Source organism: Streptomyces radicis (genome assembly GCF_003626575.1).
GTDB lineage: Bacteria > Actinomycetota > Actinomycetes > Streptomycetales > Streptomycetaceae > Streptomyces > Streptomyces radicis.
Window position 1 is genome coordinate 42721 of the sequence record NZ_RBDY01000007.1, and the last position, 20747, is coordinate 63467.

Consider the following 20747-nt stretch of genomic DNA (forward strand, 5'->3'; position numbering starts at 1 on the left):
GACCTTTACGGTGGGGCCTGCCCGAACGCGACCGCACCGTCACAGCGACCGCCACACCGGACGCCACCGCCACACCCACCGCCACACCCATCGCCACACCCATCGCCACACCCATCGCCACACCCATCGTCATGGCCACCGCCATGGCCCAGGCCAGCAAGGGGACGCGCCACTCATGAGCGACAGCACGCTCGCCGACCAGTTCTTCGCCGCCGCCGCGGGGCTGCTGCGCCGCGCCGGGGAGACCCAGGCCCCGCAGATCGCCAAGGCCGCGGGCCTCATCGCCGACACCGTCACCGGCGGCGGCACCCTCTTCGCCTACGGCGCGGGCCACTCCGCCCTCCCGGCCCAGGACCTCGTCTACCGGGCGGGCGGCCTGGCGTTGGTCAACCTGCTGACCGTGCCAGGCACCACCGGCGTCGACGTCTCCCCCTCGACCCTCGGCAGCGCCCTCGAGCACGTCGGCGGCCTTGCCTCCGCCGCCCTCGACTCCAGCCCGGCCCGCGCCGGGGACCTGCTGATCGTGATCTCCCTGTCCGGCCGCAACGTCCTGCCGGTGGAGATGGCCCAGCACGCCAGGGAGCGCGGCCTCACGGTCATCGGCGTGACCTCGGTCGCGTACACGGCCGAGACCGCCTCCCGGCACCCCTCCGGCACGTTCCTCAAGGACCACTGCGACCTCGTCATCGACAGCGGCATCCCGGTCGGCGACGCGACGCTGACCAGCGAGGGCATCGGCGCGCCGTTCGCCCCGGCCTCGACGGTGGTGACCTGCGCGCTGCTCCAGGCCGTCGTCGCCGAGGCCGCGGGGCGCCTGGCAGGCACCGGCTCCGAGCCGCCGCTGCTGCGCTCCGCCAACGTGGACGGCGGGCGCGAGTGGAACGAGCGGGTCTTCGCCGAGCACGCCGACAAGATCCTGTGGCGCCGCTGACCCCGGCCGCCCCTCAGCGGTCACCCGCCACCCCGCCGAGGTCGAGCGCGGCTGCCACCCGCAGCGCGACGTCCTCGCCGTAGGCGGCGTCCGCCCTGTCGAACGCGCGGCGCCCCGCGCCGCGCAGGAAGGTGACCACGCCGAGGCTCCGGCCCCTGCTGCGCAGCACGACGCACAGCGCGTGCTCCGCCTCATCGGGCCAGCGGTGCTCGGTGGCCAAGACCGAGCGGGCGGCGCCGCCGGTGGCGCGCACGGTCACGCCCCGTTCGAGCGCCTGGAGCGCGGGGTGGCCCTGGGCATAGCGGACGGTCACCCCGTGCGCCGGCGTGGAGACCTCGTGGAACGCGCCGGGGCTCTCGGCGAGCCGGATGAGCGCCGCCGCGTCCCCGACGACGTCGAGCAGCGCGTGCTCGGAGAACCCCGCGAGCGCGTAGTGCAGATGGAGCTGGGCCGCCTCGACCGGGTCGTCGCACTCGGCGGCGGCCCGCGTGGCCCGGCTGAGCTGGCTGTCGCGGAACGCGCGCCGCGCGCTCTCCTGCGCCGCGCGCCGGGAGCGGGTGATGTCCTGGAAGACCCAGGCGACGCCGAGCGGCGCGGCGCCGTGCGCGGTGGGCGAGCCGAGTCTGAGGAAGCCGCTGAGCAGGCAGCGGCGCTGGGCGCCCGGCGGGGTGGCGGGGGCGCCGAACCTGTCATCGCCGAGCCCTTCGTCGAGCGGGGTCACCCACAGCTCGATCGGCTCCTCGGGCGGCTGGCCCGCGAGCGTGCGCTCCAGGGCGCACTCGAGCTCGTCCAGGCCCTCACCGCAGAACTCCGCGAGCGGCTCGCCGAGCATGTCGACGGGCGTGAGGCCCATCGCGCGGGCGGCCCGCTCGTTCGCGGCGACGGTGCGCAGATCGGCGTCGGCGACCAGCACCGCCCAGGTCGAGTCGCCGAGCAGGGCGTCGCTCAACGCGAGGCCGCGCTCGAGGGCGAGCTGCGCGTGCACCTCGCCGAACGCCACGTACACGCCGGACGGCCTGCCGTCGGCGCCGCGGATCGCGGTGGTCAGCGCGCGGACCAGCAGCCGGCCGCCGTCCCGGCGCAGCAGCGGGAACTCGTGCGCGGTGCGGGGTGTGACACCCGGCGGGCCCGGTGGCGCGGTCAACGCGGCGAGCAGCCGGGTCCCGACGTCCGCGGCGTCGGCGTCCCGCACGGCCCAGCCCCCGAGCCCCGTGCGGCCGACGGCCTGCTCCCGGGTCCAGCCGAGGAGGCGCTCGGCGTTGCGGTTCCAGTGGGTCACCCTGCCGTCGGTGTCCATGGCGAACAGGGCGGCGTCCGAGCCGTCGAGCAGTGCGGTGAGCAGACGCTCGTCGGAGACGCCGGGCGAGAGGTCCGCGGCGGAAACGAGAGGCGCGGGCTGGGCCTCGGAAGGAATGGTCACCTGATACCCCCTGCACAGGAGAGTGGGCGCCGGTCGCAGGCGCGCCGAACCATTCAACTGCATAGTGACCTCGGTCACATAGGGTTTCATCGAATTCCGTTGCCGCACCGAAATCCTGTTGTGGGGCCCCGGGGGCTTCGCCTACCGTGCGAGGTACACGAGAAGGGAGGTGGTTCGGCAGATGTATGACAACCGGACGCGTGAGGTGACTGCGGCCTAGCGGTCGCTGTCCCACGACACGTGGCGCCGGCACCGCCGGCCAATCCCGAGCAGTCACCCGATCCGCGAGCCGTCGGCGCCGTCCGGCCGGCTCCCCGCCCGGCGCAGCGCGTCCCGCGGGGACCAAGGCTCGCGGATCGCTGCTTCTCCGGGGCTTGTCAGGGCCTTCTCACGGCCTTCACCAGCGGCTTCTCAGGGGCCGAGCCGCTCGACGGTCCACGCGCCGCCCTCGCGCAGATACCGCAGCCGGTCGTGCAGCCGGTTCTCCCGCCCCTGCCAGAACTCCACGGTGTCGGGCGCCACCCGGTACCCGCCCCACTGCGGCGGCGCGGGCACGTCCTCGCCCTCGGGGTAGCGCCGGGCCAACTCCTCGTAGACGCGGTCGAGATCGGCCCGCGAGGCCACGGGCGACGACTGCTCGCTCGCCCACGCGCCGAGCTGCGAGCCATGCGGTCTCGTCCTGAAGTACGCCGCCGTCTCCGCGCGCCCCGTGCGCTCCGCCGTGCCCGTGACGATCACCTGCCGGGCGATGGGGTGCCAGGGGAACAGCAGCGAGACATGGGCGTTGCCCTCGATCTCGCGGCCCTTGCGGGAGCCGTGGTGGGTGAAGAAGACGAATCCCTCGCGGTCGAAGCCCTTGAGCAGCACCGTGCGCGCGCTGGGCCGCCCACCGGGCCCGACCGTGCCGAGCACCATGGCGTTGGGCTCGTGCAGGCCGCTCTCCCTGGCCTGCGCGAACCAGTGCTCGAACTGCTCGAACGGGTCGGCCGCCAGGTCCTTCTCGTCGAGCCCGGCGTCGCGGTACGCGGCGCGCATCGCGGCGAGGTCGAGCGACGACGTGGCGGGGGTCGGCTCCTGGCGGTCTGCGCGGCGGGCGCTCTCGGCGTGGGACACGGCCCATATCTTGCAACATACGGCCGACCGAGAAGCACCGAGCGGGGTTTTGCCCCTCGTTCCCCGGCTCCCGGACACCCAGCGTTAAGGTGACCGCCAGACTTACCGCGCTGATCGCGCGCACCTCGGCGCATGTGTGAACACATGCCCCGGAGACGGAGGGAGCGGCCCATGTCGGATGTCGTACCGGGGCTCGAGGGAGTCGTCGCCTTCGAAACGGAGATCGCCGAGCCCGACCGCGAGGGCGGCGCGCTGCGCTACCGCGGCGTGGACATCGAGGACCTCGTGGGGCACGTGTCGTTCGGGCGGGTGTGGGGGCTGCTGGTGGACGGGGCGTTCACACCGGGGCTGCCGCCCGCCGAGCCGTTCCCGATCCCGGTGCACTCGGGCGATGTGCGGGTGGACGTCCAGTCGGCGCTCGCGCTGCTCTCGCCCGTGTGGGGCCTGCGCCCGCTCCTGGACATCGACGCCGAGCAGGCGCGCGAGGACCTCGCGCGCGCCGCCGTGATGGCGCTGAGCTTTGTCGCCCAGTCCGCGCGCGGGCCCGGGCAGCCGATGGTGCCGCAGCGGGAGATCGACAAGGCGGACACGATCACCGAGCGGTTCATGCGGCGCTGGCGTGGCGATCCTGACCCGCGGCATGTCGCGGCGCTCGACGCGTACTGGACGTCGGCGGCCGAGCACGGGATGAACGCCTCCACCTTCACCGCCCGCGTGATCGCCTCCACGGGCGCGGACGTCGCCGCCGCGCTCTCCGGGGCGGTCGGCGCGATGTCGGGGCCGCTGCACGGGGGCGCGCCCTCGCGCGTGCTCGGCATGATCGAGGAGATCGAGCGCGAGGGCGACGCCGAGGGGTATGTGCGGCGCAAGCTGGACGCGGGCGAGCGGCTGATGGGCTTCGGCCACCGCGTCTACCGCGCCGAGGACCCGCGCGCCCGGGTGCTGCGGCGCACGGCGCGCGACCTGGGCGCGCCGCGCTTCGAGGTGGCGGAGGCGCTGGAACGCGCGGCGCTCGCCGAGCTGGGCGCGCGCCGCCCCGATCGGGTGCTGGCGACGAACGTGGAGTTCTGGGCGGCGATCGTGCTGGACTTCGCCGAGGTCCCGGCGGACATGTTCACGGCGATGTTCACATGTGCGAGGACGGCGGGCTGGTCGGCGCACATCCTGGAGCAGAAGCGCACGGGCCGCCTGATCCGCCCCTCGGCCCGCTATGTGGGCCCGGCCCCGCGCACCCCCCACGCGATCAAGGGCCACGGCGCCTGAGGTGCCTCGGGGCGGCCGACCCGTGGCCCGGGTGAGGGGGCACGGGTCGGCCTGTGGGGGAACGGCGGCTCAGGCGGCGACGCGGCCGTCGGGGTCGGGGTCGGGGGCGGCGCCGGGCTCGGGGTCGGTGTTCAACGAGTCGATCAGCGCGTCCCGTTCGCCCGTGTTCTCGGGCCGCACCAGGCCGATGCCGATGTAGAGGACGAGCGACGTCAGCAGCGGCAGGCCCACGATGGCGGCCTGGGTGGCGTCGTCCACGATGTAGCGCACGACGTACCACACCGCGAGGCCGCCCGCCCATGACGTGATGGCGGCGGTCGGCCCGTTCCTGCGGAACCACGGCAGCAGCCCCAGCATCAGCGGGATCGAGATCGGGCCCATCGTCGCCGCGACCAGCTCGACCACCGTGTCGAGGACGAAGCCCTCGCCCCCGGTCGCGATCGCGATCGTCATGCTGAGGCTGACGAACAGGACGGTCGTCACGCGGGCGAACGTCAGCTGCGCGCGCTCGGTCAGCCGCCTGACCCCGGGGGCGAGCACCGGCGCGATGTCGCGCGTGATGACGGCGGTGATGACGTTGGAGTCGGAGGCCACCATCGCCATCGTGTGGGAGAAGAAGCCCGCGAGCATCAGGCCGATGAGCCCCGCGGGCAGCAGCTCCTTGGACAGCTCGATGTAGGACTCCTCGCCGTTGCTGAGCCCCGGCACGATGAGCGGCGCGGCGATCATCGGCAGGAAGAGGACCAGCGGCCACACCAGCCACAGCGCGCTGGAGAGCAGCGCCGAGCGGCGCGCCTCGGATCCCGAGGGCGAGGCCATGTAGCGCTGCGCCAGGTTCCACATGCCGCCGTTGTACTCGAAGGTCTTGACGAAGAGGAACGCGATGATCAGCCATGTGGTCACGGAGCCGGCCACCGGGTCGCCGCGCCCGTCGGGCAGGTCGCCCCACATGGTGAACGGGAAGTCCGCGCCCAGCTCGGCCATGACGGCGATCAGCATCGCGATCCCGGCCACCGCCTGGATGACGAACTGGCCCATGTCGGTGAGGACATCGGCCCACAGGCCGCCCACCGTCATGTAGGCCATCGTGGCGATGCCGGTGAAGATGATGCCCCACTCCAGGGGGATGTCGGCGAAGCCCTGCAACAGCACGGATATCGCGACCCACTTGGCGGCGATGTCCACGACCTTGAGCGCGGCGCCGCTGTAGGCGAGGACCTGCTGGGTGGGCAGGTTGTAGCGGCGGGCCAGGTACTCGAGCGGGGACTTGACGTCGTGCTTGGCACGCAGTCTGTTCCAGCGGGCGGCCCACACGAACGCGCCCACGCCGACGCCGAGCCCGATGGTCAGCGGCCACCAGAAGTAGACGGTGATGCCGTCGTTGTAGGCCACCGCCGCGAAGGCGACGAACATCACCGCGCTGTAGCCGGACATGTGGTGCGAGATCCCCGACAGCCACCACGGGATCTTCCCGCGCGCGACGAAGAAGTCGGCGATGGTGTGCACTCGGTTCTTCGACCACCAGCCGATGGCTACCACCACGAGGAAGTAGCCAGCGACCACGATCCAGTCCAACGCGGACATCGCGGCTCCTAAGGGATGCGGGGGTTTACGGGGATCGAACGGGGATCACCAGTGCGCGCGCTTGGGGACGAAGTCCGGCTCGAACCGCTTCATGTACGCCGTGTCGTCCCGCCGGGTCAGGCCGCAGGCCAGATACCGCTCGTGCATCGCCGCGAGGGCGTCCCTGTCGAGCTCGATGCCGAGCCCCGGGCCTTCGGGCAGGGGGACGGCGCCTTCGGTGAAGCGGAGCGCGCCGGGGGCGACCACGTCCTGCCCGTCCTGCCAGGGGGTGTGGGTGTCGCAGGCGTGGCGCAGCCCGGGGGTGGCGGCGGCGAGGTGGGTCATCGCCGCGAGGCTGATGCCCAGGTGGGAGTTGGAGTGCATGGACAGGGCGAGCCCGAACGTGTCGCACAGCGCCGCCACTTGGCTGGAGCGGACCAGGCCGCCCCAGTAGTGGTGGTCGATCAGCAGCACGCCGATCGCGCCCTGGGCGATGGCGGGTGGCAGGTGGTCATGGGTGACGACGCACATGTTGGTGGCCAGCGGCATGGGGACCCGGGCGGCGACCTCGGCCATGCCCGCGATCTCGGGCGCGGGGTCCTCCAGATACTCGAGGACCCCTTCGAGCGCCTTGCCGATCCGCACCGAAGTGGCGGGCGTCCAGGCGGCGTTCGGGTCGATGCGCAGCGGCAGCCCGGGGAACGCGTCGCGCAGCGCGACGACCGCATCGGCCTCCTGGTCGGGCGGCAGGACGCCGCCCTTGAGCTTGATGGAGCCGAAGCCGTACTCCTCGATGAGCAGGCGGGCCTGGGCGACGACGCCCTCGGGGTCGAGCGCGGCGCCGAAGCGGTCGGGCTCGCCGCCGGGGTGGGCGCCCCACTTGTAGAAGAGGTAGGCGCTGTAGGGGACGGCCTCGCGCACCGGGCCGCCGAGCAGGTCGGCGACGCGGACGCCCGCGGCCTTGCCCTGGATGTCGAGGCAGGCCACCTCGAACGCGGCGAACACGGCGTCCACCGTCTTCTGGTTGGAGCCCGCGCCGGTGAGGCCGTGCTGGTCGGTGACCACGTCGCCGCCGACGGACGCGGCGACGCGGGCGTGGATCTCGTGCAGGGCGTGCGGGCGCAGGCCGATCAACTCGGGGGCGGCGGCCCGGAGTCGGTCGAGGTGGGAGAGGTCCCCATAGGTCTCCCCGAGGCCGTACAGGCCCTCGTCGGTGACGACCTCGACCACCGTGCGCAGCGCCCATGGCTCGTGCACCCCCATGGCGTTGAGCAGCGGCGGGTCGCGGAAGGCCACGGGGGTCAGATGGATCTCACGGATGCGCATAGCCCAGCCCATTCACATATCTGAATTGGGGACAGTCTCATGAACAGACGTCGCAACGATAGGAGTGCCCCCCGGGCGCGTCAAGGGTCAGGACGCGCCCCCGCGACGCGCCCGTCACGCAACGAATCGCCCCGCCACGGGCGTTCAGCGGCCCTCGCGCACCGCCTCGGCCAGCACCTCGGCCAGGTGCCGCGCCCGATGGCCGCCGAGCTGCTCCAGCTGGGTGCGGCACGAGTAGCCGTCGGCGAGCAGCACCGCGTCGGGGGCCGCGCCGCGCACGGCGGGCAGCAGCTGGTCCTCGGCGCACGCCACGGAGATGTCCCAGTGGCCGCGCTCGAAGCCGAAGTTGCCCGCGAGGCCGCAGCAGCCCGCGGTCAACTCCCCGGTGAGCCCGGCCCGTTCACGCAACCGCCGGTCGGCCGCCGCGCCGAGCACCGCGCTCTGGTGGCAGTGGGTCTGCCCGGCCACGGTGCGGTCGATCGGCGGGGGCGCCCAGTCGGGGGCGCACTGCTCGAGCGTCTCGGCGAACGTCCGCACGCGCGCGGCAAGTCGGGCGGCGCGGGGGTCGCCGGGCAGCAGCTCGGGCAGGTCGGTGCGCAACGCCGCGGCGCAGGGCGGCTCGAGCACCGTCACGGGCGCGTCGCCCTCCGGCACCCGGTCGAGCGTGCGGCGCAGCACCGAACGCGCCTGGTCGAGCTGCCCGGTGGAGACATAGGTGAGCCCGCAGCACACCGCGCGCTCGGGCACCGTGGCCCGCAGCCCGGCCGCGGCCAGCACCTCGACCGCGGCCGAACCCGCCTCGGGCGCAAGGTGGTTGGTGAAGGTGTCGGGGAACAGCACCACGTCGGCCCCGGCGCCCCCTCGCCCGAAGCGCCGCGCGCCCTCCGCCCGCCACCAGCGCAGGAACGAGCGGCGGGCCAGCGGCGGGATGGGGCGCTCGGGCGCGATGCCGCCCATCCGCTTGGCCAGCGCGGCCAACGGGCGCACCCGGGCGGCGGCGTTGGCGGGGGCGGCGAGCCGCAGCGCGGCCGTCATCGCGAGCCAGCGCGGCAGCCGCCCCATCGAGTAGTGCGACGCGGGCCGCGGCCTGCGCCGATACGCCTGGTACAGCACCTCGGACTTGTAGGTGGCCATGTCCACATGGACCGGGCAGTCGCCCCGGCAGCCCTTGCACGACAGGCACAGGTCGAGAGCCTCGTGCACCTCGGGCGCGCGCCAGCCGCCGGTGACCACCTCGCCGGTGAGCATCTCGTGCAGCAGCCTGGCCCGCCCTCGCGTGGAGTGCTTCTCCTCCCCCGTCGCCCGGTAGGACGGGCACATCACCTGTCCAGGACCCGCCGTCGTCTCCCGGCACTTGGCGACGCCGACGCAGCGGCGCACGGCGGCGGAGAAGTCACCGCCGTCGTCCGCGTACGCGAACGCCACGGGCCCGGGGCGCTCGGGGAGCCCGGCGAAGCGCAGCTGGGCGTCGAGCGGCGCGGGCCGCACGAGCACCCCGGGGTTGAGGCCGCCGTCCGGGTCCCACAGCTCCTTGAACCGGCCGAACAGGCCCACGAGTCGGTCCCCGTACATGCGCGGCAGCAGCTCCGACCTGGCCAGGCCGTCGCCGTGCTCGCCCGAGAGCGAACCGCCGTGCGCCACCACCAGATCGGCCAGCTCACCCGAGAACTCCCGGAAGCGCGCCACCCCTTGGGGAGTGAGCAGGTCGAAGTCGACGCGGATGTGGATGCAGCCGTCCCCGAAGTGCCCATAGGGCATGCCGCGCAGCCCGTGGTCGCGCAGCAGCCCCCTGAACTCCCGTAGATACGCGCCGAGTCGGGCCGGGGGCACCGCGCAGTCCTCCCACCCGGGCCAGGCCTCGCCGCCGTCGGGCAGCCGGGTCGCGGTGCCCGAGGCGTCCTCCCGCACCCGCCACAGCGCGCGCTGGTCGAGCGGGTCGGCGACCACCAGGTGCGCCGTCGTCCCGCCGCCGACCGCGGCCCGGCACAGCGCGGCGGCGTTGGCCTCGGCCTCGGCGGTGTCGGCGCCACCCGTCTCCACGAAGAGCCAGGCCCGGCCGCGCGGCAGGGTGGCGAGCGCCGACCCGCCCACCAGGTCGGCCGCCATGCCCTCCACGGTCAACGGGCCCAGCGGCAGCAGCCCGGCCGCCGCCTCGGCCGCCGCGGACTCGTCGGGGTAGCCGAGCACGGCGAGCGCCCTGGCGGCCGGGGCCCGCACGAGCCGCACGGTCGCCTCGGTCAGCAGGCCGAGCGTTCCCTCGCTCCCGGTGAACGCCCGCGCCCAGTCCCTGCCCCGCTCCGGCAGCAGCTCGTCCAGGGCATAGCCCGAGATGCGGCGCGGCAGCTCGGGGAACCCCGTGCGCAGCGCCGCCAGGTGGGACCCGACCAGCTCATCCGCCCCCGCGCCGAGCCGCCCCGGGCCCGAGAACCCGCCCGCGCCACGGCCGAGGCGCGCGCGCTCGCCCCGGTAGGTGAGGACGTCCAGCGCGTGCACATTGTCCGCGGTGGTGCCCCAGGCGACGGAGTGGGAGCCGCACGCGTTGTTGCCGATCATGCCGCCGATCGTGCAGCGGCTGTGCGTCGAGGGATCGGGCCCGAACGTCAGCCCGTGCGGCGCCGCGGCCTCGCGCAGCGCGTCGCACACGACGCCCGGCTGCACGGTGGCGGTGCCCGCCTCGGGATCGAGCGCCAGGATCCCGTTCATGTGCCGTGTGAAGTCGAACACCACGCCCGTGCCCGTCGCCTGGCCCGCGATGCTCGTGCCGCCGCCGCGCGCCACCACGGGAACGCCGCGCTCCCGGCACACCGCAAGGGCCGCGGCCACGTCATCGGCGTCGCGCGGCGCGACAACGCCGATCGGCACCCTGCGGTAGTTCGAGGCATCCATCGTGGTCAGCGCCCTGCTGGCCGCGTCGAACGCCACCTCGCCACGCACCGCCCCGCGCAGCGCGGCGGCCAGCTCGCTCCCGTTGACTGTGTCCATGGCGGACAGCCTGCCCCCTGCGAACCGGCCGAGACGTCGTGCCGCACCGATCCGTGGACGACCACCCATGTTCACTTGTGAACATGAGCAACGGCCAACCCGGTCACATTCTTTAGCTGCGCAAGCCACAAGAGACCGCTAGTGTTTCCGAGTTGACAGGTGCCGCCCAATTCCCGACCGCCCCATTCCCGACCAGAGGTTCCCCGGCTCATGACGGAGCGTCCCCCACTGCGCCACGCCCTGCTCGCTTTGCTCATCTCGGTGGCCATCACCGGAGCCGGCTGGCTGGGGGCGGTGTACGCGGCCCCCGAATCGTTCCGAAGAGCACTCGCCTGGGGAGCGGGCATCGCCGCGCTCGTCCTGATCGCCGCCGTCGTCACCGCCGTCAGGGGCGTCGGCACGGCCCGCGTCCTGCGCGCCAGGCTGGCCGAGCGCGAGGCCGAGCACGCCGGGGTCCTGGCCGGACGCGAGGCGGAGACCGCCGCGTTCGCCGATCAGACCCTACCCGCAGTCCTGGCCGAGCTGCGCGGTGGCCTCTCCGCCGACAGCGCGCTCGCCGCGGTGCCGCAGCCGCGCCACGACGCGCACCGCCGCGTGCTGCACACGGTCGCCCACGAGATCGGCCGCGCCGAGGCGGGCAAGTCCGCCGCGATGGCCGCGGGCGCCAACGCCGCGGGCCGCGTCCAGGCCCTGGCCACCGGCATGCTGGCCGACCTGCGCGAGATGGAGCACCGGCACACCGACGAGACGGTGCTCGGCGACCTGCTGCACCTGGACCACCGCACCGCGCAGGTGGGCCGACTCGCCGACAGCATCGCGGTGTTGACGGGGGCGCGCTCGGGGCGCCGCTGGGGCAAGCCGATCGTGATGGAGTCCATCCTGCGGGGCGCCATGGGCCGGATCGGCGCCTACCAGCGCGTCAGGCTGCACTCGGCCGTCGGCGTCTCGATCGCCGGGCACGCCGCCGAGGGCGTCATGCACGCCCTGGCCGAACTCCTCGACAACGCCGCCAACTTCTCGCCACCCACCGCCGAAGTCCACGTCTACGCCGAGGAGGTGCCCGCCGGGGTCATCCTCACCGTCGAGGACAGCGGTCTCGTGATGAGCGACGTCGCGCTGCGCCGCGCCGAACGCGCCGTCTCGGGCGAGCCGTTGGACCTCGCCACGCTCTCCGGCACGCGCCTTGGCCTCGCGGTCGTCGGGCAGCTCGCCCGCAAGCACGGCCTCACCGTGTCGTTCCGCCCCTCGGCGCGCGGCGGCACAGGGGCCCTGCTGATGATCCCCCAGGAGCTGATCAGCCGCCCCAGGGCCACCGCGACCCCGGCCCCGACTCCCGGGCGCGCCACAGCCGTCGAGGAGCAGGATCAGGAGCAGGAGCGGGAGCCGCGGGAGGAGCACACCACCGCCGAGCCGGTGCGGAGCGCCACCGCGCCCCACCCCACCGACGACGGCCCCACCACGGACCACACGGCCGCGCCCGAGGGCGGCGGCGTCGAGTACGGCACGAGCGGCCTGCCCAAGCGCCGCAGGGGACGCACCCTGGCGAACGCCCACCAGAACGGCACCACAAGCACGGCACGGCAGTCGCGGCCGACGACGTCCGCGGCTCACAACCCGGCGGAATCAGCCGCCCGCTTCGGCGCGTTCCGCCGCGCCACGCGGGGCGAGGGCGACACCACGCCCCCGGCGTCCGCCACTTCCCCATCTCCTGCGGAGGACGACACCCCATGACCGCGGCACCCACCGGAGGTTCGCTCAGCTGGCTGCTTGAGAGACTCCTGGCCCGAACCCCGGGAGCGCGCCACGCCGTCGTGCTCTCCCGCGACGGGCTCAAACTCTCCTGGACCCCCGAGCTCTCCGAGGACTCGGCCGACCAGCTCGCCGCGATCTCGTCCGGCATCCAGGCCCTCTCGCAGGGAGCCTCCATCGAGTTCGGCGACGGCAGCGGCGGCGTGCGCCAGTCCATGACCGAGTTCTACGGGGGCATCCTCTTCATCGTCGAGGCGGGTGCCGGCGCCCACCTCGCGACCGTCGCCGAGGACACGGCCGACGTCGGCCTCATCGGGCACAACATGATCGAGCTGGTCGAGCAGCTCGGCGACTATCTCAGCACTCCGCCGCGGCAACCCGAGGAAGGAAACGAAGGCGGCGAACGCGGATGAGCCGCCCAGGCCGGGACGAGGACCCCGACCGGCTCTACATCGTCACCGGGGGCCGCAGCAGGGCCGACACGGACGCGTTCGACCTCGTCACGCTCGTGGTGGCCGAGAGCGAGCCCGCGCTCGGCATGCAGTCGGAGCACGTCAAGATCCTGCGCATGGCCGAACGCCCCACGGCCGTCGTCGAGATCGCCGCCGAGCTCCGCCTGCCCGTCTCCGTCGTACGCATCCTGCTGGGCGACCTGCTCGCGCTCGGCCGGATCACCGCCCGCCACCCGCGCACCGGCGCCGCCCGCGCGGGCGGCTCGTCCCTGCCCGCCACCGACATCCTTGAGCAGGTACTCGTTGGACTCCGCAACCTCTGACCGCCGCCCCGCCGAGCGGACGCCGCTGAGCAGATCGGCCGACAACGGCCTCAAGATCGTGATAGTCGGCGGCTTCGGCGTCGGCAAGACCACCTTGGTCCGCTCGGTCAGCGACATACGCCCGCTGAACACCGAGGAGGTCATGACCCAGGCGGGAGAGGGCATCGACGACCCCTCCGCCGTACGCGGCAAGACCTCCACGACCGTGGCGTTCGACTTCGGGCGCATCGGCCTCGACGAGCGCACGGTGCTCTACCTGTTCGGCGCCCCCGGGCAGGAACGCTTCTGGTTCCTGTGGGACCGGCTCTTCGCCGGAACGCTCGGCGCGGTCGTCCTCGTCGACACCCGGCGCCTGGCCGACTCCTGGTACGCCATCGACCGGCTCGAGCACCACGGGACCCCGTTCATCGTGGCCCGCAACGACTTCGGCGGCCCCGCCCACACGGGCGAGCAGGTCCGCGACGCGCTCGACCTGCCCGCGCACATCCCGCTGATCAACTGCGACGCCAGGTCGCGGGAGTCGAGCAAGGCCGTCCTCATCACGCTCGTCGAACACCTCCACGCCCTCTCCTCAGCCCAGGAGAGCGCCGCCGCCCAGGAGACCCACCCGTGACCACCCCGCCGCGGCCCACCGCCGACCCCTCCGCCATCCCGCTGCCCGCGGCGGACGCGGTCCCCCTCAGCGGCCCCCGCTTCCACACCGACCCCGCCGACCTGTACCGGGAGATGCGGAAGCGGCACGGCTCCGTCGTGCCCGTCGTGCTGCCGGGCGACGTCCCCGCCTGGCTCGTCATCGGCTACCGCGAGCTGCACCATGTGACGGGCGACACCAGCCTGTTCACGCGCGACATGGGCCTGTGGAACCAGTGGCCCAGGATCCCCGACGACTGGCCGCTGCTGCCCATGGTCAACCGCCGCCAGCCGTCGATCTACTACACGGTCGGCGAGGAGCACCAGCGCCATGTCGCCATGGTGGGACCGGCGTTGGAGGGCGTCGACGCGTTCGAGCTGCGCCGCAACGCCGAGCAGATCGCGGACGACCTGATCGACCGGTTCTGCGGCCAGGGCGAGGCCGAACTCATCGGCGACTACGCCAAGTTGCTGCCGATCCTGGTGCTCGGCCGCATCCTCGGCTTCCCCGACGACGAGGGCCCGGAGCTGGCCCGCGCGATCAACGCCCTCGCCGACGGCGGCGAGGACGCGATCACCAGCCACCAGTACCTCACCGCGGCGATGACGCGCCTGGTGGCCACCAAGCGCGAACGCCCTGGCGCCGATGTCACCTCCCGCATGCTGGCGCACCCGGTCCCGTTCACCGACGAGGAGTACGTCCTCGACCTCCAGGCCATCACCGCGGCGGGCCACCTCCCCACGTCGGACTGGATCGGCAACTCGCTGCGGCTGATGCTCACCGACGACCGGTTCGCCGCCTCGCTCTCCGGCGGCCGCAACAGCGTCGGCGAGGCCATGAACGAGGTCCTGTGGGAGGACACCCCCACCCAGATCCTCGCCGGGCGCTGGACCTCCCGCGACACCCACCTCGGCGGCCAGCACATCAGGGCGGGCGACATGCTGCTGCTCGGCCTCCAGGGCGCCCATGGCGACCCGCAGGTCAGCCAGAGCCCCCACGGCGGGTACGTGGGCGGGAACAACGCGCACTTCTCGTTCAGCCACGGCGAGTTCAGGTGCCCGTTCCCCGCGCAGGAGATCGCCGAGGTCATCGCGAGGACCGGGATCGAGGTGCTGCTCGACCGGCTCCCCGACACGGATCTCGCCATCCCCGCGGAGTCGCTGGTCCGCCGCCCCTCGCCGTTCCTGCGCGGCATGACCGAGCTGCCGGTCCACTTCTCCCCCACCCCCACCGTAGGAAAGACCACAGGAAGCACCGCCGGAAGACCCCCCGCTGGAGGCCCGAGATGAGCAGATGCCCCGTCCTCGCGCTCGACCCGCTGGTACGCGACCGGATCGGCGAGACCCGCCGGCTGGTCGAGGGCCCGCCGTTGACGCGCATCGAGCTGCCGGGTGAGGTCCCGGTCTGGACGGTCACCAAGCACGCCGAGGCCAGGCGCCTGCTGACCGACCCCCGCCTGGTCAAGGACATCAACCGCTGGGACCTGTGGCAGCGCGGGGTCGTCACCCGGCAGTGGCCGCTGATCGGGATGGTGGACGCGGGGCGTTCGATGTTCACCGTGGACGGCGCCGAGCACCGGCGGCTGCGCACCAAGACGGCGCAGGCGATCACCGCGCGGCGCGTGGAGTCGATGCGCCCGGTGATCGAGTCGATCACCCGCCGGCTGCTCGACGCGCTGGCGGCCGAGGGCAAGGACGGCTCGCCCGTCGACCTCAAGGCCGTCTTCGCGCTGCCGCTGCCCATGGCCGTGGTGAGCGAGCTGATGGGCGTCGACCCCGCCGAACACCCCAGGCTGCACCGGCTGTACAAGGCGTTCTTCTCGATGCTCACCCCGCAGGACGAGCGCCTGGCCGTCATCGCCGAGCTCGACGAGATCTTCGTGGCGATGGTCGCCGCCAGGAAGGCCGCCCCAGGGGACGACCTCACCAGCGCGCTCATCCTGGCCGACGAGGGCGGCGAGCCGCTGACCGACGAGGAGGTCGTCGGGAACCTCAAGGCCATGGTCGCCGCCGGGCACGAGACGACCATCAGCCTGATCTGCCACGCGGTGCGCGGCCTGCTGAACGCCCCCGACCAGCTCGCGCGCGTCCGCGCGGGCGAGATCCCGTGGGAGACGGTGGTCGAGGAGACGCTGCGCTGGTCGTCGCCGGCGACGCACCTGCTGCTGCGGTTCGCCACCGAGGACATCGACGTCGACGGCACGGTCATCGCCAAGGGCGAGGGCCTCGCCATCTCCTACTCGGCGATCGGCTGGGACCCCGAGCAGCACGGCGAGAACGCCGACCGCTTCGACGTGACGCGGCCGACCCCGATCCGGCACATCAGCTTCGGGCACGGCCCGCACATCTGCCCCGGCGCCTCGCTCTCGCGCCTCGAGGCCCGCATCGCGCTGCCCGCCCTCTTCGCGCGCTTCCCCCGCCTGTCGCTCGCCGTGGACGACTCCGAGCTGCGCAATCTTCCCATCGTCACCCAGAACGACCTGGCCGAACTCCCCGTCCGCCTGGCCTGACGCCGCACGCCGTCCGCGCCACGGCCCTGATGTGCGATACCCCCGCCCGAGGGGCTACGCTCCGGCTCGTGGCCGATATCCAGATTCCCGCTGACATCAAGCCCGCCGACGGCCGGTTCGGCTCTGGCCCGTCCAAGGTCCGCACCGAGGCGCTCGACGCCCTGGTCGCGACCGGTGGCTCCCTGCTCGGCACGTCCCATCGCCAGGCCCCCGTGCGGGACCTGGTCGGCCGGGTCCGCGAGGGCGTCTCCGCGCTGCTCTCCCTCCCCGAGGGGTACGAGGTCGTCCTGGGGAACGGCGGCTCCACGGCGTTCTGGGACGTCGCGACCCACGGGCTGATCGAGGCCAAGTCACAGCACCTGTCGTTCGGCGAGTTCTCCTCCAAGTTCGCCAAGGCGGCCAGCAAGGCGCCATGGCTGGACGAGCCCACGGTCATCACCGCGAACCCCGGCTCCCACCCCGTCCCGCGCGCGGAGCGCGGCGCCGACACCTACGCCCTGACGCACAACGAGACCTCCACCGGCGTCGCCGCGCCGATCCACCGCGTCCCCGGCGCGGACGAGGGCGCGCTCGTCCTGGTGGACGCCACGTCGGGCGCGGGCGGCCTGCCGGTGGACATCGCCGAGACCGACGTCTACTACTTCGCCCCGCAGAAGTCGTTCGCGTCGGACGGCGGCCTGTGGGTGGCGGTGTTCTCCCCCGCCGCCGTGGAGCGGGCCGAGCGGATCGCCGCGTCGGGGCGGCACATCCCTGAGTTCTTCTCGCTGCCCACCGCCATCGACAACTCCAGGAAGAACCAGACGTACAACACCCCGGCCGTCTCGACGCTGTTCCTGCTGGCCGAGCAGCTGGACTGGATCAACGGGCACGGCGGCCTCGACTGGGCCGTCGAGCGCACCGCCGACTCGGCGGCGCGGCTGTACGGCTGGGCGGACAAGGCGGAGTACGCGACGCCGTTCGTGACCGACCCGGAGCAGCGGTCGCAGGTCGTCGGCACGATCGACTTCACCGAGGGCGAGGGCGGCGTGGACGCGTCGGCCGTGGCGAAGGCCCTGCGGGCCAACGGCGTGGTGGACACCGAGCCCTACCGCAAGCTCGGCAGGAACCAACTCCGCGTCGCGATGTACCCCGCGGTGGCCCCCGACGACGTCGAGGCGCTGACGCGCTGCGTGGACTACGTGATCGAACGCCTCTGAGCCCCCGCACGGCTCGCGGCGACGCCGAGGGCCCCGCGCTCCCGTCTTGAGTTCTCGTGGTCGTCGCAACACCCCAGCTTGGGGTTTGCGGGCGGCCGCCTGGCCGGTGGTCGGTTGCGGTGGCGAACCGGACCGGGGGCCCCGCCCGGCCAGGGGGCCCTAACGCGCCAGCCGCTGGTAGCGGCGGACCGCGAGGGGGAGGAAGACCAGTGTGAGGGCGAGCGGCCAGGCGAACGCGAGCAGCATGGCGTTCTCCTCCACCCAACTGCCGCCCGTGGGCAGGGGGTTGCCGAAGAGCTCGCGGATGGCGTTGGCCGTGGAGGAGACGGGGTTCCACATGGCGATCGCGCCGAGCCAGTCGGGCATGAGCGACGGCGGCGTGAAGACGGAGCTGACCATGCCGAAGGGGAAGGCGACCGCGAAGAGGTTCCCCGCGGCCTCCTGGTTGGGGGTGACAAGGCCGATCCAGACGCCCACCCAGATGAGCGCGAACCGCAGCCACAGCAGCAGCGCGAACGCCGTCAGCGTCTCGGGCAGCGAGCCGTCCGACCGCCAGCCGATGACGAGCGCGATGGACGCCATGACCGCCAGGTCCACGCCCGCCTGAAGCACGTCGGAGACCCCGCGCCCCGCCACCACGGCCGATGGCGCCATGGGCATCGAGCGGAACCGGTCGATGACGCCGCGCTCCTTCTCGATGACCACGCCCATCGCGGTGTTCATGAAGCCGAAGGCCATCGTCATCGCGAACATGCCCGGCATCGCGAAGTCCTTGTAGTCGAGCCCTTCGCCGACGTCCATGGCGCTGCCGAAGACATAGACGAACAGCAGCACCGAGACGATCGGGAAGCCGAGCTGCCACGCGATGAGCGAGGGCTGCTTGACCAGGTGCGTCAGGTCGCGCCTGACGATCGTCCCGCAGTCGATCAACGCCCAGTACGCGCGGCGTTCGGGACCCTCTGCGTCGATGGCGATCGGTGCGGCGTTCACGCGTTCTCCTTTCCGGTCATCCGCAGGAAGACCTCGTCCAACGTGGGCCTGCGCAGCCCTATGTCGTCCACGCTCGCGCCCGCCTCCTGGAGGGCGCGCGCCACATCCGTGAGCGCCGTGACCCCGTCGGTGACGGGCCCGTGCACGCTGAGCCGTTCCTCGTCGGTCTCGGGCCCGACCCCGCGCGTCACGCGGGCCACCGCCTTGACGGCCAGCGGCAGATCGGCCGGGTCGGAGAGCACGACCTCGAGGCGGTCCCCGCCGACGGCCCGCTTGAGCGCGGCCGGGGTGTCCTCGGTGATCCTGCGCCCGTGGTCGATCAGCACGATCCGGTCGGAGAGCTTGTCCGCCTCGTCCAGGTAGTGCGTGGTCAGCAGCACGGTGGTGCCCACCGCGGCCAGCCCCCTGACGGCCTCCCACACCTCGGCCCTGCCGCGCGGGTCGAGCCCGGTGGTGGGCTCGTCGAGGAACAGCACCTCGGGCGCCAGGATCATGCTGGCCGCGAGGTCGAGGCGCCGCCGCATGCCGCCGCTGAACGTCTTGACCTGCTGGTCGGCGGCCTCCCTCAGGCTGAAGCTCTCCAGCAGCTCCTCGGCCCGCCGCCGCGCGGTCGCGCGGTCGAGGTGGAAGAGCCTGGCGAACATCCTGAGGTTCTGCCGGGCCGAGAGGATCTCGTCGACGGCCGCGGCCTGCCCGGTCATGCCGATGCGCCGCCGCACCTTGCGCGGCTCGCGCCGCACGTCGAACCCCGCCACCTCGGCCCTGCCGCCGTCCGCGCGCAGCAGCGTCGCCAGGATCCGCACCGACGTCGTCTTGCCCGCGCCGTTCGGCCCGAGCAGCCCGCACACCGTGCCGCGCCTGACGGCCAGGTCGAGCCCTTCGAGCGCCTTCTTGTCGCCGAAGGACTTGGTCAGCCCCTCGGCCACGACCGAGAACTCCGTTCGCGATGTCATGCGCCCCTCCTCCCCACAACTGAGTACGCTGTACCGAGTACACCGTACCCGACACCGCGTACGCCGTACACAGTCGTTCGCGACCCTAGGATGGGCGCACCATGAGCTCGGCACACAGTGGCGGTGACATCAGCCGCAGCCTCGAATTGATGTGGCGGGGACGGGAGCGCGCGGCCCGAGGGCCCAAGCCCGCGCTCACGCTCGAGCGCATCGTGACGGCCGCCGTCACCCTCGCCGACCGCGAGGGCCTCGCCGCGCTCTCGATGCGCCGGGTCGCCGCCGAGCTCGGCGTGGGCACGATGTCCCTGTACCGCTACGTCCCCGGCAAGGGCGAGCTGATCGACCTGATGCTCGACCACCTGGCCGCGCCCGAGGACGAGGAGGAGCGGGCGCTGCGCGAGGCGGAGTGGCGGCCCGCGTTGGAGATCATCGCGTGGTCCACCTACCGCCACTACCACGACCACCCCTGGCTGCTCCAGGTCAACCAGGCCCGTCCGCTGCTCGGCCCCAACGCGCTGCGCGGCTTCGACGTCTCGCTCGCCGTGCTCGACGGCCTCGGGCTCAGCTCCCCCGACAAGATCAGCATCATCTCGGCCGTCGACTCCTACATCACGGGCCTCGCGCGCCACTACGTCCTGCTGCGCCAGGCCAACGAGGAGTCGGGCATCACCGACGAGGAGTTCTGGGCGGCCCAGGGGCCCATCATGGCGACGGCGATGAACACCGGGGACTTCCCCCATGTCTTCGCCCTCGACGACACGGCGTTCTCCCGGAGCGCCGAGGAGTCCATCCGCTTCGGCCTCGACCGCCTGCTCGACGGCATCGAGGCGTATGTGGCGGCCAAGCACGACGACCCGGCGTATCCGCCGCCGGGCGGCTCCTGCGCCTAGCTGGCCCTGTCCGGGGGATCAGGGGCGGAACGGGGGCCGCGGGGAACGTTCAGTTCAGCAGGCGCACCGTCAGTCCGCCGCCGGGGCGGGGCGCGAAGAACGCGGTGCCCCTGACCGCGAGGGACCACGCGACGCGTTCAGCCGCCGACGGCGCGGCGAGGCGCGCGCCATCGGCGAAGCCGACGCGCAGGACGCCCTCGTCGAGGACGCGCACCCCGGCGACCACGCGGCGCAGCAGCCCGGGCGCCATGCCGAGCTCCACGGCGACCGCCGCCCCCTCCCCCGCGCCCTCGACCGCGCCCTCGACCAGCTCGGCCCCCGGCGGGCGCAGCTCGATCTCGTGCGACCCGACGCGGAGCCTGATCCGGTCGTCGAGGACCAACTGCCCCACGCCGACGCCGTTCAGCGCGGTGATGTGCCAGCCGTTCCCGGTGCGTGCCACGCCGTACGACACGG

Annotated in this window: 18 protein-coding genes; 10 read left to right on the forward strand and 8 right to left on the reverse strand. The window is 73.2% G+C overall.

Annotated elements, in window-relative coordinates:
- The first annotated feature begins 175 nt into the window (after positions 1 to 175).
- Positions 176 to 931 carry an SIS domain-containing protein gene (locus tag D7318_RS12245; RefSeq protein WP_120696967.1) on the forward strand — a complete coding sequence of 252 codons (756 nt, stop codon included), beginning with the start codon at positions 176 to 178 and terminating at the stop codon, positions 929 to 931.
- Between the two features lie 13 nt (positions 932 to 944).
- On the opposite strand, the gene D7318_RS12250 is transcribed toward D7318_RS12245, so the two are convergent.
- Together D7318_RS12250 and pdxH are read right to left on the reverse strand one after the other, a co-directional pair.
- Positions 945 to 2351 carry a PAS domain-containing protein gene (locus tag D7318_RS12250; protein ID WP_183091387.1) on the reverse strand — a complete coding sequence of 469 codons (1407 nt, stop codon included), beginning with the start codon at positions 2349 to 2351 and terminating at the stop codon, positions 945 to 947.
- 411 nt (positions 2352 to 2762) lie between these two features.
- The gene (gene pdxH, locus D7318_RS12255; RefSeq protein WP_120697133.1) at positions 2763 to 3386 is read right to left on the reverse strand and encodes a pyridoxamine 5'-phosphate oxidase; all 624 of its coding nucleotides are present in this window, start codon (positions 3384 to 3386) and stop codon (positions 2763 to 2765) included.
- A 249-nt stretch (positions 3387 to 3635) separates the two neighbouring features.
- Here pdxH and D7318_RS12260 point away from each other — a divergent pair, with 249 nt between their 5' ends.
- Positions 3636 to 4727, forward strand: a complete 1092-nt coding sequence (locus tag D7318_RS12260; protein ID WP_120696969.1) for a citrate synthase 2 — start codon at positions 3636 to 3638, stop codon at positions 4725 to 4727.
- Positions 4728 to 4796: 69 nt separating this feature from the next.
- Here D7318_RS12260 and D7318_RS12265 read toward each other — a convergent pair whose 3' ends face one another.
- From D7318_RS12265 to D7318_RS12275, 3 genes are all read right to left on the reverse strand, one after another.
- The gene (locus D7318_RS12265; protein ID WP_120696970.1) at positions 4797 to 6311 is read right to left on the reverse strand and encodes a sodium:solute symporter family protein; all 1515 of its coding nucleotides are present in this window, start codon (positions 6309 to 6311) and stop codon (positions 4797 to 4799) included.
- Between the two features lie 45 nt (positions 6312 to 6356).
- A complete protein-coding gene (locus D7318_RS12270; RefSeq protein WP_120696971.1) occupies positions 6357 to 7616 on the reverse strand; it encodes a glucarate dehydratase family protein in 1260 nt (419 codons plus the stop codon).
- Between the two features lie 144 nt (positions 7617 to 7760).
- Entirely contained in the window at positions 7761 to 10598 is a 2838-nt protein-coding gene (locus D7318_RS12275) for an FAD-binding and (Fe-S)-binding domain-containing protein (protein ID WP_120696972.1), read from the reverse strand.
- Positions 10599 to 10808: 210 nt separating this feature from the next.
- Here D7318_RS12275 and D7318_RS12280 point away from each other — a divergent pair, with 210 nt between their 5' ends.
- From D7318_RS12280 to serC, 7 genes are all read left to right on the forward strand, one after another.
- Positions 10809 to 12329, forward strand: a complete 1521-nt coding sequence (locus D7318_RS12280) for an ATP-binding protein (RefSeq protein WP_120696973.1) — start codon at positions 10809 to 10811, stop codon at positions 12327 to 12329.
- Complete coding sequence (locus tag D7318_RS12285) at positions 12326 to 12760, forward strand: roadblock/LC7 domain-containing protein (protein ID WP_120696974.1); 435 nt, start codon at positions 12326 to 12328, stop codon at positions 12758 to 12760. Before D7318_RS12280 ends, D7318_RS12285 begins: the two co-directional genes overlap by 4 nt.
- Entirely contained in the window at positions 12757 to 13122 is a 366-nt protein-coding gene (locus tag D7318_RS12290) for a DUF742 domain-containing protein (protein ID WP_120696975.1), read from the forward strand. The genes D7318_RS12285 and D7318_RS12290 overlap by 4 nt, the downstream gene beginning before the upstream one ends.
- Positions 13103 to 13735 carry a GTP-binding protein gene (locus D7318_RS12295; protein ID WP_120696976.1) on the forward strand — a complete coding sequence of 211 codons (633 nt, stop codon included), beginning with the start codon at positions 13103 to 13105 and terminating at the stop codon, positions 13733 to 13735. Before D7318_RS12290 ends, D7318_RS12295 begins: the two co-directional genes overlap by 20 nt.
- Positions 13732 to 15042, forward strand: a complete 1311-nt coding sequence (locus tag D7318_RS12300; RefSeq protein WP_230423669.1) for a cytochrome P450 — start codon at positions 13732 to 13734, stop codon at positions 15040 to 15042. Before D7318_RS12295 ends, D7318_RS12300 begins: the two co-directional genes overlap by 4 nt.
- The gene (locus tag D7318_RS12305; RefSeq protein WP_120696977.1) at positions 15039 to 16262 is read left to right on the forward strand and encodes a cytochrome P450 family protein; all 1224 of its coding nucleotides are present in this window, start codon (positions 15039 to 15041) and stop codon (positions 16260 to 16262) included. The genes D7318_RS12300 and D7318_RS12305 overlap by 4 nt, the downstream gene beginning before the upstream one ends.
- Positions 16263 to 16330: 68 nt before the next feature.
- Positions 16331 to 17458: a phosphoserine transaminase gene (serC, locus tag D7318_RS12310; protein WP_120696978.1), complete on the forward strand. Its 1128-nt coding sequence runs from the start codon at positions 16331 to 16333 to the stop codon at positions 17456 to 17458.
- 159 nt (positions 17459 to 17617) lie between these two features.
- On the opposite strand, the gene D7318_RS12315 is transcribed toward serC, so the two are convergent.
- The gene (locus D7318_RS12315; protein WP_120696979.1) at positions 17618 to 18448 is read right to left on the reverse strand and encodes an ABC transporter permease; all 831 of its coding nucleotides are present in this window, start codon (positions 18446 to 18448) and stop codon (positions 17618 to 17620) included.
- Complete coding sequence (locus D7318_RS12320; RefSeq protein WP_120696980.1) at positions 18445 to 19401, reverse strand: ATP-binding cassette domain-containing protein; 957 nt, start codon at positions 19399 to 19401, stop codon at positions 18445 to 18447. The genes D7318_RS12315 and D7318_RS12320 overlap by 4 nt, the downstream gene beginning before the upstream one ends.
- 101 nt (positions 19402 to 19502) lie before the next feature.
- Between D7318_RS12320 and D7318_RS12325 the strand changes: the two genes are divergently transcribed.
- Positions 19503 to 20291 carry a TetR/AcrR family transcriptional regulator gene (locus tag D7318_RS12325; protein ID WP_120696981.1) on the forward strand — a complete coding sequence of 263 codons (789 nt, stop codon included), beginning with the start codon at positions 19503 to 19505 and terminating at the stop codon, positions 20289 to 20291.
- A 49-nt stretch (positions 20292 to 20340) separates the two neighbouring features.
- Here D7318_RS12325 and D7318_RS12330 read toward each other — a convergent pair whose 3' ends face one another.
- Positions 20341 to 20733, reverse strand: a complete 393-nt coding sequence (locus D7318_RS12330; RefSeq protein WP_147437672.1) for a DUF6188 family protein — start codon at positions 20731 to 20733, stop codon at positions 20341 to 20343.
- Positions 20734 to 20747: the final 14 nt, after the last annotated feature.

What these genes read in the sequence shown, in the direction of transcription:
- D7318_RS12285 (WP_120696974.1), top strand. Translation starts at nt 12,326, where the DNA reads ATGACCGCGGCACCCACCGGAGGTTCGCTCAGCTGGCTGCTTGAGAGA.
- D7318_RS12290 (WP_120696975.1), top strand. Translation starts at nt 12,757, where the DNA reads ATGAGCCGCCCAGGCCGGGACGAGGACCCCGACCGGCTCTACATCGTC.
- D7318_RS12275 (WP_120696972.1), bottom strand. Translation starts at nt 10,598, where the DNA reads ATGGACACAGTCAACGGGAGCGAGCTGGCCGCCGCGCTGCGCGGGGCG.
- D7318_RS12270 (WP_120696971.1), bottom strand. Translation starts at nt 7,616, where the DNA reads ATGCGCATCCGTGAGATCCATCTGACCCCCGTGGCCTTCCGCGACCCG.
- D7318_RS12325 (WP_120696981.1), top strand. Translation starts at nt 19,503, where the DNA reads ATGAGCTCGGCACACAGTGGCGGTGACATCAGCCGCAGCCTCGAATTG.
- D7318_RS12320 (WP_120696980.1), bottom strand. Translation starts at nt 19,401, where the DNA reads ATGACATCGCGAACGGAGTTCTCGGTCGTGGCCGAGGGGCTGACCAAG.
- pdxH (WP_120697133.1), bottom strand. Translation starts at nt 3,386, where the DNA reads ATGCGCGCCGCGTACCGCGACGCCGGGCTCGACGAGAAGGACCTGGCG.
- D7318_RS12305 (WP_120696977.1), top strand. Translation starts at nt 15,039, where the DNA reads ATGAGCAGATGCCCCGTCCTCGCGCTCGACCCGCTGGTACGCGACCGG.
- D7318_RS12260 (WP_120696969.1), top strand. Translation starts at nt 3,636, where the DNA reads ATGTCGGATGTCGTACCGGGGCTCGAGGGAGTCGTCGCCTTCGAAACG.
- D7318_RS12245 (WP_120696967.1), top strand. Translation starts at nt 176, where the DNA reads ATGAGCGACAGCACGCTCGCCGACCAGTTCTTCGCCGCCGCCGCGGGG.
- D7318_RS12265 (WP_120696970.1), bottom strand. Translation starts at nt 6,311, where the DNA reads ATGTCCGCGTTGGACTGGATCGTGGTCGCTGGCTACTTCCTCGTGGTG.
- D7318_RS12280 (WP_120696973.1), top strand. Translation starts at nt 10,809, where the DNA reads ATGACGGAGCGTCCCCCACTGCGCCACGCCCTGCTCGCTTTGCTCATC.